6 protein-coding genes are annotated in these 16,190 nt (G+C 52.6%); 3 read left to right on the top strand and 3 right to left on the bottom strand.

From position 1 onward, the window contains the following. Positions 1–67: 67 nt before the first annotated feature. The 3 genes from AZF00_RS05395 to plsB all read right to left on the bottom strand — a co-directional run bounded on the left by AZF00_RS05395 (position 68) and on the right by plsB (position 5,396). Entirely contained in the window at positions 68–2,260 is a 2,193-nt protein-coding gene (locus tag AZF00_RS05395) for a TonB-dependent receptor (RefSeq protein ID WP_008246568.1), read from the bottom strand. A 206-nt stretch (positions 2,261–2,466) separates the two neighbouring features. Beyond that, positions 2,467–2,856, bottom strand: a complete 390-nt coding sequence (locus tag AZF00_RS05390) for an MAPEG family protein (RefSeq protein WP_008246566.1) — start codon at positions 2,854–2,856, stop codon at positions 2,467–2,469. 47 nt (positions 2,857–2,903) lie between these two features. Continuing rightward, a complete protein-coding gene (plsB, locus tag AZF00_RS05385; RefSeq protein ID WP_143829302.1) occupies positions 2,904–5,396 on the bottom strand; it encodes a glycerol-3-phosphate 1-O-acyltransferase PlsB in 2,493 nt (830 codons plus the stop codon). A 257-nt stretch (positions 5,397–5,653) separates the two neighbouring features. Between plsB and AZF00_RS05380 the strand changes: the two genes are divergently transcribed. The 3 genes from AZF00_RS05380 to AZF00_RS05370 all read left to right on the top strand — a co-directional run bounded on the left by AZF00_RS05380 (position 5,654) and on the right by AZF00_RS05370 (position 15,931). After that, positions 5,654–7,153 carry a protein adenylyltransferase SelO gene (locus tag AZF00_RS05380; protein ID WP_008246563.1) on the top strand — a complete coding sequence of 500 codons (1,500 nt, stop codon included), beginning with the start codon at positions 5,654–5,656 and terminating at the stop codon, positions 7,151–7,153. Positions 7,154–7,199: 46 nt separating this feature from the next. Continuing rightward, on the top strand, positions 7,200–7,715 hold the full coding sequence (locus AZF00_RS05375) for a M48 metallopeptidase family protein (protein WP_008246562.1): 516 nt from the start codon (positions 7,200–7,202) through the stop codon (positions 7,713–7,715). Positions 7,716–8,068: 353 nt separating this feature from the next. Further along, entirely contained in the window at positions 8,069–15,931 is a 7,863-nt protein-coding gene (locus AZF00_RS05370) for a thrombospondin type 3 repeat-containing protein (protein WP_008246560.1), read from the top strand. The last annotated feature ends 259 nt before the right edge of the window (positions 15,932–16,190 follow it).

Below are 16,190 nucleotides of genomic sequence, written 5' to 3'. Positions count from 1 at the left end.
AGCGAATGCCAACAGCTGCGTCATGAACAAATGGTTGCCGCTGCTGGCATTGGTGTTGTATCTGTAATTAGAAACTCAGGCGAATATCCATGCCATAGCTTTTGGGCTCGCCAAAATAGCCCGCTTGGTAGGCGCCCAGGCTAATGCTGTGCACTTTGTATTCCTGATCATCGAGGTTGCGCCCCCACAGTGCGACTTCTAGACCAAGGCGTCCGAGGCTGATATCCGACAGCGCGAGCCGTGCGTTTACTAGGCCGTAATCGTCGAGGAAAAAGCCGCTCATATCGTCATTAAAAGCCGTGCCGTAGCGCTCGTCGGTCCATTGATAGTCAATACTCGCATTCAGCATCATGGGGCTAGATACACTGCCCACCGCGCGCTCATAATCCAAGCCAAGAGTGTAATTGTGTTCTGGTGCATAGGGCATTTCGGCCTGATTGGCGACGTTTTCGCCCTGGGTTGGGCTAGCGCCGCGCTGGTCGATATATTCGATGAAATCGGCATCGGTATAGCCGTAAGACAGCTGCATGGTTAGGCCGCGCATTAACACCGCCATGACATCAATTTCAAAGCCGTCGATCTGAGCCTCACCTACGTTGAATACGTCGGTGAGGAAGATGGTGGCGTTATTGGTGATCTGCTGCAATTGCATGTCTTCGTATTCAGCGCGAAACACCGAGGCGTTGACGCTGACGCGATTATTAAGCCAGCTCGACTTGACCCCAAACTCGTAGGACACCATATGCTCTTCATCAAAAGGCGGGGTAAATCCGTCTTCGGTACTACGCACATTGTAACCACCCGACTTATAGGCGGTGACCACCTTAGCAAAGGTACTCAGCTCGTCGGTCCAGTTATAGTCTAGGGTGAGGCTGGGGTTAAAGTTGCTCCAAGTCTCGCTGTCTGACTGTTCGCCGCCAGTAAAATACACTGCACTGTCTTTGCGCGCTTCGCGCTTATCAACGGTGTAGCGTCCACCCAAAGTCACATCTAAGCGATGCGCAAGCATCGCTGGGGACCAAGTCAGCTGACCGTAGGCAGCATAGGCCTCAGAGGTTGAATAGATTTGCCGATCTTCAAGCGTCACGGTGAGTAAGGTGGGCGGCAAGAGTGGATTGGGGTCGGGAATTAGCACCGGCACGGTGTCGGTTTCTAGCTCGCTGCCGTGTTCTTTAAAGTAATATAGCCCGGCGACATAGCGCCAGTTTTCGCCGCTCTCACCGACAAACTGAAACTCTTGCGAGAGCTGATCTTGTTCAATGTCGACACCAATTTTAAAGCCGGGCAAGCCGCCACCGTAATTCTGCACAATATCTTCAGCAAGCTCACGGTAGCCGCTAATGGACTTTAGCTCGCCCCAGCCGGTATCGATGCTAACAATAAAGCTGTGACCGCTAATTTCGGTGTGGCTTGGTGTTACGCCGCCATCCCAACTACCAGTGTCACTGCGCTGTTCATTCGCCGGAATAGCATTGCCAGTAGAGGATGTGGTTTGGTAATAATGCTGGGGGCCGTCAATTTCGGAGAAGTCGTAAGCGTAATCAATACTTACTCGCTCGCTGAGATCCCAGCGCACGGCGGCGCGGCCAGCTTGTTTTTCTTCTTCGCCAAAGTTTTTACCTTCGCCGGTATTCTCAACCCAGCCGTCGTGGCCAGACTCTAAGTAACTTAGCTTGGCCGAAAAGCCGCCAACTTTTCCGCTTTCAATTTTGCTTAATAAGCGCCAGTAATCGCGATTACCCGCACTAAACTGCTGGCTAATGGCAAATTCTTCGCCGGGCTTTGCGGTAATTAAATTGATGGCGCCGCCGGTGGTATTGCGGCCGTATAAGGTGCCTTGCGGGCCACGCAGTACTTCAATGCGCTCAAGGTCGGCAACATCACTGGTTAAGCCAATACTGCGCGCGACGTAAACGCCGTCTAAATAAATGCCCACAGCGGGATCTTGAGTCGACTGGCTGTCGTTATTGCCAACCCCACGCATAAATACCACAAGGGAGCTGCGACTATTGGGGAAGGGTGTAATGGTGACGTTGGGCGCCAAGCCCGCAATGTCGCCAAGATCGCTAATGCCAAAGCGCTCGAGGCGCTCACTTGAAAATGCCAGAATTGAAATTGGGGTGTCCTGCAAAGAACTTTCCCGCTTTTCGGCGGTAACCAAAATTTCTTCTAGCGCCAAATCGTTTGCAGCCAGCGCGCCACTCGAGTTGAGCGCAATCGCCATCGCGAGAGCCGATACTCGGTAAACAAAATTGCTCATAACTGTCTCACTTGTCATTTTTATTATTGCGGAATCAAAACCGCACCATTTAACAAGGGATAATCGCAGCTCCCGCTATTGGCGAGCTATCGTCTGTATGGATTATCGAGTGAGTAGGTAAACTGGGAAGGGACTTTTACGATGAAAGTAGCACATATTAAGCCTCGAGTGACACGGCGGTATCGCGCCACTCGAGGCCAGTAAACTCAGCTAGCTAACGCGGCTATTACACTGCCATAGAGGCCACCAAGTACTAATACCAGTGTTGCCAGGCCACCAATACCAAAGCCTAGGCTGCGTTTTTCTGCCGCCATTAGGTAGCCCCGGCAATACAGCGCACGGCCAAGAACAAACAGGGCACCTAAGCCCGCTGCTACCGGTTCACTAACATAGCTAGCAAATAGCCACATCGCGGGAATCACCACTACCATTTGCTCTAGGGTATTTAGCTGCACACGAATCATTCTTTCCAACTTTGGGTCTCCGGTCATGGCCGGAGCCTGAATACCGGTTTTACCGCGGGTCATTCCAACCATCATCACAAACACAATGTACTCGAGTAAAATCACACCTATTACAACGCTAACTAATGCCATTTTCTTATTCCTATTTTATAAATACACCGAGAGGCTAAGTTTTAATCTCAACTACCCTGAATTGTCTGCTTACGTATTAACTGCTGCATACTTTGTTGCACATCGGGCCCTAACAAGGCCACCCAGCGCTGCGACAAAGACTCCAGACGTTTATCTACCCGGAGCAACTCCTCGTCACTCCCCTCTTCAAGCACTAACAGGCCCTGCTTTATGAGGGTGTCCATATAAACACGAAACAGGTTTTTATCGAAATATTCCGGCGCCTCGCGGCCACTTAGTATCGCTAAGCGCTGCGCCATTTCAATGGTGTGTTGTTCAATGTCTTTGCGAGGTGCTGGGGTGTCAGAAATTTCTTGTACCAATAACAGACTCGTTACGGTGTAGCGTTCAAAGGTTTCCCGCAGAATACGACCAAGCCCGGTCAACACGGCGTAGGTCTCGGTGCCGACATTGGCGCGGCTCAAGCTGCCGCCTGCCTCATTGCGACTCAGCAAATTGAGGTCGACCAAATTATTTATTTGTTCAGCAACCGCCTCGGCACAATCAGCAATACTCACACGCAAAAACAATTCTTGTTTCACAAAAGGGTAAAGCAAAACACAGGCCTGAATTAACTCGGCCTCGTTAACGGTCTGACTGTGGCGGAAAAAGCGTGCGATCAAACTCGGCAAAGCCAGTACGTGCATCACTGAATTGCGGTAATAGGTTAACATTACCGCTTCTTTTCCGGTCGCGGTAATAATCGGCCCCCAGGGGTGTTCAATACGCGAAAGTCCCGCCGTGCGCGCTGCCTGCTCAAATATTTCAATAGCACTGCCTTCAGGCAGCGTCACGTCTGGGCTATACGGCAGACGTTTTAAGAGTGCAATAAAATGATCTATTTGCAAAAGCAACTCGTCTTCGGCCATCGCCCGCTGAGGACTGGATAATAAGATCATGGACACTAGGCCAATGGGATTCACCACCGCCGCCGCGTTGATCCGCTCCATATTTTCTTGGGCGATATAATCGACTACCGCAGGCACAAAACTCTGGTCGCCCTGCTGATTCAACTTGCGCCAATTAGGCTCAATATGACTAAAACATTCATCCAGACTTAGTGGCTCACCGAAGGCGATATGGGGGCTGCCGTAAGACGATTTAAAAATTTTGCGGGCCTTTAACAAGCCGCCCGCCGATTCACTTTGCTTGGCGGCGCCACGCAGCTCTTTAACATAGGAGGCGCTTTCCACCAGTTTGTCGTAGCAAATGTAAATAGGAACTAAAGCCACCGAGCGGCCAGGCTGCTGAATAAAGCTGTCTACCGTCATTCGCAACATGCCCTTTTTGGGCGGCAATAATCGCCCAGTGCGGCTACGGCCACCCTCGGGGAAAAATTCCACGGGGTAGCCCCGGCTCAAAATTACATCTAAATAGGATTGAAACACGGCAGTATAAAGCGGTTGCCCAGAGAAGCTGCGGCGAATATAAAACGCGCCGCCCCGGCGCAACATGCCGCCCACCGGCCAAAAATTTAAATTCACGCCAGCGGCAATATGCGGTGCCAACAAACCCTGCACATAAAGCGTGTAAGAGATGAGCAAATAATCGAAATGGCTGCGATGAGAAGGCATATATATCAGCTGCTGACTATTTGCGGTCTCGCGTAGACGCTCAACATGATGGATATTTAAGCCCGAAAAAATCTTACGAAACACCCAACTCAAAATCAATTCTAGTGCGCGAATCATGCGGTCGTTGTAATTGGCCGCTACTTCTTCGGCCATTTTCCGCGCCTTCTTTTTTATGGCGCTCACGTCGTCTTCTGGCCCATTGAGTTCGGCAGCGATTGCGTCTTTCACTGTTTGACGACGCAGCACAACATCAATAATTTGCTGGCGCGACAGTGAACGCGGCCCAAGGCTCGCGGTTGCCCGACGCGAAAAGTAAAAGGACATCATGCGGGCCAGCATGGCCGCCGCGGCCACGGGGTCTTTCTTGCGCGCCACAAATTTATCAAAGGTTAAGGGCTGGGCGACATGCACCAGTACATTGCGGCGCTGGGCAATAATAATCAGCAATTTACGCAGCGCACCGGCGCGCTCGCCATCCCCGAGCAGTAATTTAAAGAACGAGGTCTCACTGCCGGGGTTACGCCCCCAAAAAATCGATACTGGTACAATCTGCAAGGGATAATCGCCTTGCGCAGCCTGCTCAATTAGCCCGGCCATAGTTTGCTGGCCGCGAGAACCGCCGCGCTGTCCAGCTAAAACAGGCAAATAAAGGCAGCTGGCGCGTCCGGCATCCGGCAATTTACCCGGCGAGGTGCGCAACAGGGGCAGGTCATGGGCTTTAAAGATGCGCTCAAGCAAAAAGCGATCAGTCCAGCTGTGCAAGCGCAGTACGTAACACACCGGCTTACCGCGAAGCTGATCGTACAGCGCTTCGTCAAATTGAATTAACTTTGGTTTTACGCCAGCAAGAAAAGGCGCCGACAACATTCGACACAGCACAAAATACAAACGGGTAAACCACGGCATGATGCTCAAATCCTTAGTCAATTCTGCGTCCACTCAATTATATTTGTCGTTTTAACGCCGAGTGAGCGCTTAGATGAGGGCCATTGTGGCCGCTGGCGGCAATTTTACTTGGTCTGCACGCTCCCGTCGCGTTTTTCGCTAAAGGCCACACTCTCGGTCACGCAAAAGCCGTCTTAGGGATAACAGGTAAGTCCTCGCTATTGGAGGTACAATTCACTCAATAGCTTTAAAGCTTAGCCTACACCCGTTGTTTTACCGTTTTTATACAGGTCGATACCATGAGCGAATCCCGCAGCCCCGTGTTTGACAATAGTTTCGCCCGCCTTTCTGGGCCATTCTATACCGCGCAAGCGCCAAGTTCGGTGCCAAACCCCGGCCTCATTCGTATTAACACCGCGTTAGCAGAGCAATTGAATATTTCCCCAGACTGGCTGGCCTCCCCCGAGGGCATTGCCACCATGGCGGGCAATCACGTTCCCGATGGCGCCCAAAGTCTTGCTGCGGTCTATGCAGGTCATCAGTTTGGCGGCTGGAATCCCCAGCTCGGCGACGGCCGCGCGGTTTTACTTGGCGAGTTAATAGGCACTGACGGTGTACGTTACGACTGGCAACTTAAAGGTTCAGGGCGCACGCCTTATTCCCGCGGTGGCGACGGTAAATCGCCATTGGGGCCAGTGCTTCGTGAATATATTCTGTGTGAAGCCATGGCGGCCTTGGGCGTACCAACCACGCGAGCCTTAGGTGCCGTCACCAGTGGCGAAATGGTGTTTCGCGACCAAGGCTTACCCGGCGCTGTCTTCAGCCGCGTGGCGCAGAGCCATATTCGCGTGGGCACCATGCAATTCTTTGCCGCGCGCCGAGACAATGAAGCCCTGCAAACTCTCAGCGACTACCTTATTCAACGTCACTTCCCTGACGCTGCCGAGGCCGAAAACCCCGTACTGGCGATGCTCAATAAGATTATTAGTCGCCAAGCCAGCCTAATAGCAAAATGGCAGAGTATTGGCTTTATTCATGGGGTAATGAACACCGACAATATGCTGCTGTGCGGCGAGACCATCGACTACGGCCCCTGCGCGTTTATGGACAGCTACGACCCGGCCACGGTATTCAGCTCAATAGACCACAACGGCCGCTACGCCTATGGCAACCAGCCCAGTATCGCGCACTGGAACCTAATACAATTGGCCCAAGCGCTGCTGCCGATTCTCGACAATAGCGCCACAGCGGACGACGACCGTGCCGTGGCCATTGCCCAAGAAGCCATTAATGCCTTCCCTGCGCAATTTCTAACAGCCTATCAAACTATTATTAAAGACAAGCTCGGGCTAAGTGAGTTTAAAGACAGTGACGACGCCTTATTTCAAACGCTGCTAAGTATTATGGAAGCACAAAAATCGGACTTTACGCTGTGTTTTAGACGCCTAGCAGAGTTAAGTAACGAGACCGCCTGTATTAATAGCAGCGTTCGCGAGTTGTTTGAATTTAACGAAGCTTTTACACCGTGCTTACAACAATGGCGCCAGCGTATCAGCGAAGACCCACAAAGCCCTGCCCAGCGCCAAACGCAGATGTTTGCCGCCAATCCAGTGTTTATTCCCCGCAACCATCTCGTACAAGAAGCGATTGCCGCCGCAGAACAAAATGGCGATTTCAGCTTTTTTAATCAGCTAGTCGATGTATTAGCAAAACCCGGCGAATTTGACCCTACTAAGTCGCGCTACGCTATGCCCGCAAAACCTGAGCAGCAAGTGCACCAAACTTTTTGCGGTACCTAAGCATGACAAACCGGCCAAACTTACTCAAAGTGGCAAACATAAAATTGTGAACCAAGCCGCCAGCGACATCACACTAAAATATTTGCAGGGCTATTCAGAGCAGCTGCAAAATCAGGTGCGCCAACTCATTAGCGAGCGGCGCCTAGCCGCCTATATTGAGCGGCGCTACGGGCAGCAACACCCCATTCAAAGTGACAAAGCCCTATACAAATATATTAATGACTTAAAACAAAACCACCTTCGCAACGCCCCGCAAATAGACAAAGTTTTATACGACAATCGTCTCGACCTTACCCACCGCGCCCTAGGCCTGCACACTGCTGTGTCCCGAGTGCAGGGCGGAAAATTAAAAGCCAAAAGGGAAATCCGAATCGCCTCGCTGTTTAAACATGCGCCGCCGGAGTTCTTAGAAATGATTGCGGTCCACGAGCTGGCCCACTTAAAGGAAGCTGACCACAACAAAGCCTTTTACAAACTTTGTGAATACATACTGCCCAATTACCACCAACTGGAATTTGATTTACGGATTTATCTCACCGCCCGGGAGCTTGTAAGCGAGTAAGAGCGCAAGTTCTCCGCATGAATACGTTCTAGCCCAGCCAGTATTAAATTACCGTAATTTGATCAAATATTCGCCAACAACTTTTGCCGTTAGCCTATTGATTACTATCACTTTCCGTCAATTCGGCGACATTAGCCGCCAAGTCTCGCTTCTTATTCGTGTTGTCACAAGCCAGCCAGAATGTATACTACGGGCAATATATGCACCGAGAACACCGAACAGTACGCATCCCCATGCCGTACCCGACGTGAAGTGCGAATAATAAAAATGACTATCCTTAACTCGCCCCAGCCCGCCCTTGGCCGTCCGTGGTGACAAAACCGACTCTTTTACACTCAGCCCGAGGTGTATGCATGAAGCACACAATTAAACCGCTCACATTCCTTATTTCTAGCCTGATTCTATCGGCTTGTGGTGGGGGCGGAGGCAGTAGTGCGACCACCGAACGTCCAACGTCACCTCAAACTAGCCTGACTGGCTACGTGATTGATGGGCCGGTAAAAGGCCTACTATACACCCGAAATAATCTCTTCCCATCGATTACCCCTACTGACGGCAGTTTTCGATTTAACGCGGGCGAAACCCTCCGTTTCACCTTGGGAAAAATTCCCCTCGGCGCGGTGCTGACGTCGGGTGACACCGTGTTTATTACCCCCAAACAGCTAGCCAATAACAATGAGACGATCCGCATTAACATCGGTCGCTTTCTTATCACCTTAGATTCCGATAAAGATCCACGCAACGGGATCGACATTAGCACCGTCGCACAGCAGGCCGCTGAACGATTTAGTGGCGCCGTCGATTTTCTGAACTTTGACGACAGCGCCTTAGCGGAATTTGCCCGCAGTGCAAATAACGACGGCAACCGCGAGCTGGTAAGCAAAGAAACGGCAAAGGCTCACCTAGATGCCAGCGAAGCTGATATTAGCGACGGCCAATACGACTATGACAGCAACTCCGACAACGGCACCGACAGGGATGGCGACGGTGTAAATAACGCCGACGATCAATGCCCAAATACCCCGACTGGGGCCACCGTGAACGCCAATGGCTGCATTGACCAAGTCGACGAGGCGCAAGACAGCGATAATGACGGCGTGGTGAATAGTGAAGACAACTGTCCCAATACCGCAAACCCTGACCAGCTCAATCTTGATGGCGACGAGCGCGGCGATGCTTGCGACGCCGACGCTGATGGCGACGGTATCCTTGATGAAGACGAAACCGATACCGACCCGCGCCTAGCGGATACCGACGGTGATGGTATTAAAGACGGCGCTGATAATTGCCCGACCATTGGCAACGCCCAGCAAAACGATACTGACAACGATGGGATTGGCGATGCCTGCGATGACGACATCGACAATGACGGCGTCGCAAACGACAGCGATGTATTCCCTTACGACTCGAGTGAAAGCAAAGACAATGATCTTGACGGCATTGGCGACAATGCTGACGACGACGATGACAATGACGGCGTTAAAGACGAAGACGATGCCTTCCCCTACGACCCGAGCGAAAGCAAAGACAATGATCTGGACGGCATTGGCGACAATGCTGACGACGACGATGACAACGACGGTGTAACCGATGAAGATGACGCCTTCCCCGAAGACAAAAATGAAACCAGTGATGCCGACAGTGATGGCGTTGGCGACAACAGCGACAGCTGTGCTAACACACCGGCAAACGATGGCCAGATTATTCGCGGTTGTTCAGAATCCCAGCGGCCTACCATCTCGGCCGCCAATACTAACGCCAGTGAAAATGACGCCACTGTTCAAATTCAGGTAGCTATTAGCGCAGCCCAAGATTTCGACATTTCATTTAGCTTTCATACCATTGACCGCAGCGCACAGGCGGGAACGGACTATAGCGCGAGCAGCGGCAGCGCGGTGATTGCAGCGGGAAATACCACCGCGAGTGTCACGGTCAATGTAATTGACGACGAGGAACTTGAAGGTACCGAAACCTTTGAGCTGAACGTCGACTCCTCTGATTTTGCTGTTATTGGCGAATCCGCAACGGCATCAATTACGCTCTATGACAACGACACCACGCAGAGCACACTGCGCGTTGGCGCGAGTAAACAACGCGTCAATCCAAACGCCAGCCAGATTAGCGGCGAAACGGAGCAGCGCTTAGGCGCTGCCCCGCGCACCCAAAAATTCAATCTTGGCGGCTTTGGCCTAAACCCCCTGCAAAATTTCTCTGACCCGTTCAACATGGCTGGCGACCAGCTTACACAAGCCGCCGAGCAGCCCTGTTTACTGCAAGACCAAAGCAGCTACGATCCTGCCAGTTTTACCGAAAGTCAGTGTTTAGAAAGCACCTGGATTCGCGCGTTGGTTATCGAACAGCCCGACCCAGAAAATATCGCCAATAATCAGGAAGTGGTGTTTTTAGTCTTAGACGCTATTGGCGCCGGTAATGTTATTCAAAATAATGTTCGCGCAGCGATTGTTGCTGCCACCGGCATTCCATCGACAAATATTGTTTTTGGCCAAACCCACAGTCACGCAGGTGCCGACCTTCAAGGTTTGTGGGGCGGCGTTCCGCAAAGCTGGCTTAACAATGTTTTATATCCGCAAGCAGTTGCCGCAGTGATCGAAGCGCGCTCGCGCAAACAGGATGTTGAACTCACTGTGCGCAGCGGCGCTCTGCCGGAATTCAACAATTATCGACGTCCACGTCAGACTGACCCGAACGTTGACGCCGATGTTATTGGCACACTGATGCAAGCAATATCGCTAAGCAGTGGCGAACCCGTTGCGCATTTTATGCAATTTAATGGGCACCCCGTCTCCATCAATGAGTCGCCGCGAATTCCACATCCCGACTATCCGCTTGGCGTTACTGATTACTTAGAATCGCTTGGCGGCGTTGCGCTTTACTTTAATGGTCCCATTGCCGACGCTTCTTCATCAGGCCGCCGTGAAGGCTGCGTGAATGATCCTAAATACGACAATGTCTCTGCCGATTACGGCAACCAGCACTGTAAAGGTGAAGGCATCGCAGACGGTGGGCTCGGTTTTCCTATAGAGCGCCGCATTAGCCACGGCCTTAGCATTCGCAACGAGGAAGTGCTGCTGCCAGTCACAAACCCGCTGTTTGTTGGCGCAGGCCTGCTTGGCGCCTTTAACCAGTATTACGACTTTACCGGCACTAATGGTCAACTGCCCGAGGAAGCCCGCGCGCAGGCCCAGTACTTACCCCAAGCCACCCCGTATACCACCACGAACGTTACGCGCATTACCTTAGGTGATGCTGAAACCGGACTGGAAATTGTCACCATTCCCGGTGAGGCGACCGGGACCTTTGGTAAGTGGATTCGCTCGCTGGCAAACCCGAACGCCCACACCATGCTGCTCGGACTAACCCAGAACAGCTTTGGTTATATTATTCCTGAAGAAGAATTCAGCGCACTTGATGCCTCCGGTGACGGCGGGCTAGCCGGTGTGCCATTTACTGGCTACGAAGAGTTTGTCTCCTTAGGGCCCTTAACCGCACCGCTGCTGAGAACCCAAGGTTATATTCCGCTGTTTGAGCGGGAAGAAGAGGCGCAAGCCTATTTACCACCGTATCTGGCGGCCTGTCAGACGGACCCCGCGAGTAACGAATGCTTGTTTAGTATGGCGGGATTCCGCGTTGACTATGTGCAGCGCGAATACGCTGACCGCTGCCATGAGTTTGGCGGCGAAGACGCCGCTATGTTCTGCGAGTTAGTAAACCCCAATACGCCGCTCGCCAGCCAGTGCCTTGCCGCCGGATTTCCCGACGGCATGTGTTCGGTATTTGGTGATATTGGTGAAGTCGCCCCGCCACAGGTACAGAATGCATCTTGCGAGCAGCAGAGCAATCTGCAAGGCAATCGCAGCTACCACGTTCAGCTGCCGCTAGTGGATCATGACGGCATTAATCAGGTGGTCAGTTTTCAAGTGCTGGAACCAACAAACTTCGATTGTAGCAAGCGCGCGACTGCAGCCCACCCTCTGCTTTTGCAAGGGCATGGCTACGGTGGCTCACGCAGCGAGTCGGGTTTTGCTGAGTATCGCAACGACGGCTACACGGTTATCAGTATTGATCAGCGAGGCTTTGGCGCCAGCTCCGGCACCATCAGGGTTATGGACCCGGAGTTTGAAGGGCAATATTTACTCGCAATATTAGATTGGGCTGAACAAAACCTTGATTATCTCGCGTGGAAAAATGACGCGAGCGGTGAACTTGTCGCGCGGCCAACGTCTGGCGAGAGTGTAGCTGGTGGCGACAATTTACTGGTCGGTGCCACGGGTGGAAGTTACGGCGGTGGCTACCAACTACTGCTGCTCACCGTTGATGAGAAAAAACGTCTCGATGCACTGCAACCCGATATAACCTGGCATGATTTGCGTAATTCATTAAATCCAGGCGATACCGTTAAATCAATGTGGACGGCGGCACTGGTCGGGCTTGGTGAAAGCGCGAGCTACGGCGTTGGTTTGAGCAATGGCCAAACACCGGATAACCGCGGGCAAGACCCCTTTATCAAAGAAACGCTCGCTCGGGGCGTCTCAAGTAATGAGTTCCCGCGCAGCGCCCTCGATTGGTTCCAATTTCACGGCTTAGGCTACTGGTGTCAGGCGGCTGGCCTACCCAGCATGCCTTACAAACAATACCCTGCCGACACCATAGCGATGATTCTCAACGGCAGTTTTGATCCAGGTGCACTGGTCTTGCCCAACGGTTCTGCAGCTGATTACCTAAGGGGTGTGAGCGTTTTACTCACCCAAGGCATGCCCGACACCTTATTTAACTTCAACGAAGCTTGGTGGAATCTGCAGTGTCTGACCGCAGCGGGTGCCGACGTAAATCTTTACACCCATACCAGCGGTCACGCACTACCCTACGCCCAAGCCCCAGACGGCCCGGCAACACCGGTTGGTGGCGCTGGCTGCAGCACAGACGAGCTGAAATGGTTTAATAGCAAATTACGTCCAGCACAAAGCCTCGTCGCCCTTGACGATGTGTGCATGGTGCTCGGTGACGGCGACACGGTTTACTTTGACGACACCGCACTATTGGCACCGCAACCAAATCTCAGCGCCCCTAGCAGCAACTTCAGCACCAGAGTAATAAATACCACTACTCCTGTGCCAAACGGTTATGCCGCAGCCACTAACGGTGTTGGCGCGGCACCAGTAGCGGTGGAATTGGGCGAGATTTTGAACGAAACCATTCTTGCGGGTATCGCGCATTTGAACGTTAACATTGCGGCGCCTGCAAGCATCAATGAAACGGCATTCAATTGCGATTCCCCCGACCTTGGCACCAATACCACTGGCTGCGACAGCATTATCTTTGCTGGCCTGGGTATAAAGTATGCCGGAACCGCTAACTGGGAACTGATCGACGACCAGCTCACGCCACTGCGTGGCTTAGGCGAGCACAGTGTCGACTTGGTCGGCGTTGCCGAACGTTTACTACCTGGCGATAGCATCGCGCTTCTGCTCTTTGGTCAGCACGTGCAATTTGTTGCGACATTCTCCCGCGATGCCAGCATTGCAGCGGTCACCGTCAACGGCACCGTAGATTTGCCCTTGTACAGTGTCGACAGCAATGGTGACCCGCAACCCGAACTAGGCAAACCCAGCGATGTATTCTCGCCAGCCCCAAGCCTAGCTGAATTCCAAGTCTGCGTACCCGACGATGGCCCCTGCCTTAGCGAAACACCACTCGTCGGCGAGGAACTGCAGTCTGCAGTGAATCAGCTGTACAACTTAATCAATAACACTGGCGCCTTGTCGGCAGACAACAGCGCCTTGTTACTGGAAGCGGCAAAAGCCAGTGTACAGGGCTGTGATGTACTCGACCCGGCACATTGCCTATTCCCCTTCCCGAGCGATCAATACACCACCCAGGCCCAAGTCGGCTCGCCGCAATCAGCCGACATGGGCGGCACCGGCCGCCGGGTAAACTTTAATCCCTTAGCGATGCCGCGCAATGTTGCAGGGAAACCAATTGACCCTACTGAGTGGAACCGCAACGACGGTTTCTCTCCCGGTCAAATGATCCTGACCTATGTTCCGGATATTGCTACTGTGAAAGATCAAAGCGGCAAACCCATCGGCCCCATTGAAGGCGCAGTGCCCATTACTCGTTTGGCCGATTACACCGCCAGCGACGCGCCAATAGTGGTCATTAATACAGCGACGGGCGAGCGCCATCCGATCTGGGCAGAAATTGATTTGAACGCAGGCATTTTTGTTCAGGGCAAAATACCCGAAACCGATCAACCTATACCGTCGCCGCCGACCAAAGGCGAAACACGGCCTGCGCTGATTATTCGCCCCGCGCAAAACTTTGAAGAGAGCACTCGTTATATTGTTGCGCTGCGCAAATTAAAAAATAATAGCGGCGAAACCATTGCGGCTGGCCCGGCTTTTCGTATGTGTCGCGACGGCGACGCCACTCTACTTCCGCAACTCAACGACCGCTGCGCGCAATTAGAAACCCAGGTCTTTGACTATTTGCCTCAGGATATTCATCGCGACGAACTCTACCTCGCCTGGGATTTCACCGTTGCCAGCGAGCGCAGCCTCGCTGGCCGCTTATTGCATATTCGTGATGACGCCTTTGCGACACTGGGCGAAACCGTGAATATATTACCGGGGCAAGCCGGCTATGAAATGGGACAGGCGCCGACCATTACCGTCGACAGTAACACTAACTCCTCCAACCCGCGCATCGCGCGTCGTATAGAAGGCACGATTACCGTGCCTAGCTATATAATGCCGAGCGACCCTTCGCCACTTGAAGGCGGCGCGATCAACGACTTATTTAATCGTTTGCGCGAGGATTACCCCGCAGCACTTGCAGAACTTTACAACCAGTGTCGTTCCTTTGCTCGGGACCTGCGTGACCTTGCCGGGGACCTGCGTGACGTTTGTCTGCCGCTTGATCCCGATGCACCGGAGTTCGGCCGCGCCGTGAGTGCACCGCCAAATCGCTTTTTCTATAATCCCACCGATGCACCGGACTCGCGATCCGTGTTTGGCGATGGCTTGCCCGATAGAGCTAGCCCGCAAGCCACCATGACCCGCAAGTATATTTGTAATATTCCAAACTCGGCCCTTATTAGCCCGGCACGGCCTTCACTCTACGGGCACGGTTTACTCGGCAGTCGTGGCGAAGTGAACTCGGGGCATGTGGCCGACATGGCCGATGCCCATAATATGATGTTCTGCGCGGTCGATTGGTTTGGCTTTTCCGAGGGGGATATCGCAAGCATCGTCGCAATATTGCTGGATGTTTCTAATCTACCCTCACTTACCGACAGCTCTCAGCAGGGCATGCTGAACATGATGTTCTTGGCCCGTGCCATGAAACACCCCGAGGGTTTTGCCGCGCAGCCTGCATTCCAAGATGGCGATGGCAAAGCATTATTTACCACTAACGAAGTCTACTACGACGGCAACAGCCAGGGTGGCATTATGGGCGGCGCGGTTGTTGCGGTATCTCGCGATGTTAATCGCGGGGTACTGGGCGTGCCGGGTATGAATTATTCAACCCTGCTGAGACGCAGCGTGGATTTTGACATTTACGCCACTCCCTTAAATCTCGCCTATCACGATGACCTCGATCGCAGTTTGGTGTTCTCTTTAATGGAGATGCTCTGGGAGCGCGCTGAAAACAACGGCTACGCCCACCATATGGGTACCGCCAGTTCAAGCAATACGCCCTACCCCAATACACCTGACAACGAACTTTTATTGCAAGTTGGCTTCTCTGATCATCAGGTCACTATGTGGAGCGCCGATGTAATGGCACGTACTATTCATGCAGGTGTTGACCGTCAAGATTTAGCGTTTCCCAACCGTCACCCCGATGAGCAGGAATACGCGCTACTTGACGACCTCACCGTTGCCAGTGGTGCGCAGTACATTGACAAGCAGTACGTCGGTTCTGCGCTGGCCATTTTCGATGCCTCGTGGGATGCCGCGCCCGATGACCGCTGCGCAACCCAAAGCACCTTGCCGGCACCTATCGGCAACGTTCCTCCGCGTAACCCAGAATCGATGCCAGCCGGGCAAAGCAACGATGACCCCCACGAATGTCCACGTCGTGAGCCCTCGGCAAAATGTCAGAAGTCGCATTTTTTATACCCAATAAGTGCGGTACTAAACGTTAACGGCGTGACTCGTGATGATCTCTGCCCGCAACTGCCAGCAATACCATAAATGACGCCGATCACAACTAAAGCAAATAGGACAAAAGCACTGCAATAGTTAATAGGCGCAAATTCAAAGGCCAATACCCATTCCGGTATTGGCCTTTTTTATTACTATGCTGGCCGCAACATCACAGACCAAGGCGCCAAGCAATAAGCTTGTTCTGGAATGTCGTAAGACTCTTTTGTGTAATACTGAGCCGAATAAGTGTGGCTAAGGTCACACTAAGAAATCATACGGTAGACAAGCACCGCAAACCTCTGCCAGA

The sequence above is a fragment of the Zhongshania aliphaticivorans genome (assembly GCF_001586255.1).
GTDB lineage: Bacteria > Pseudomonadota > Gammaproteobacteria > Pseudomonadales > Spongiibacteraceae > Spongiibacter > Spongiibacter aliphaticivorans.
Note: the sequence above shows the minus strand (reverse complement) of the source record. Positions and strands in the feature narration are given on the sequence as shown.

Excerpts from the sequence above, each read along its gene's own strand:
- AZF00_RS05395 (WP_008246568.1), bottom strand. The coding sequence starts at position 2,260 with ATGAGCAATTTTGTTTACCGAGTATCGGCTCTCGCGATGGCGATTGCG.
- AZF00_RS05390 (WP_008246566.1), bottom strand. The coding sequence starts at position 2,856 with ATGGCATTAGTTAGCGTTGTAATAGGTGTGATTTTACTCGAGTACATT.
- AZF00_RS05380 (WP_008246563.1), top strand. The coding sequence starts at position 5,654 with ATGAGCGAATCCCGCAGCCCCGTGTTTGACAATAGTTTCGCCCGCCTT.
- AZF00_RS05370 (WP_008246560.1), top strand. The coding sequence starts at position 8,069 with ATGAAGCACACAATTAAACCGCTCACATTCCTTATTTCTAGCCTGATT.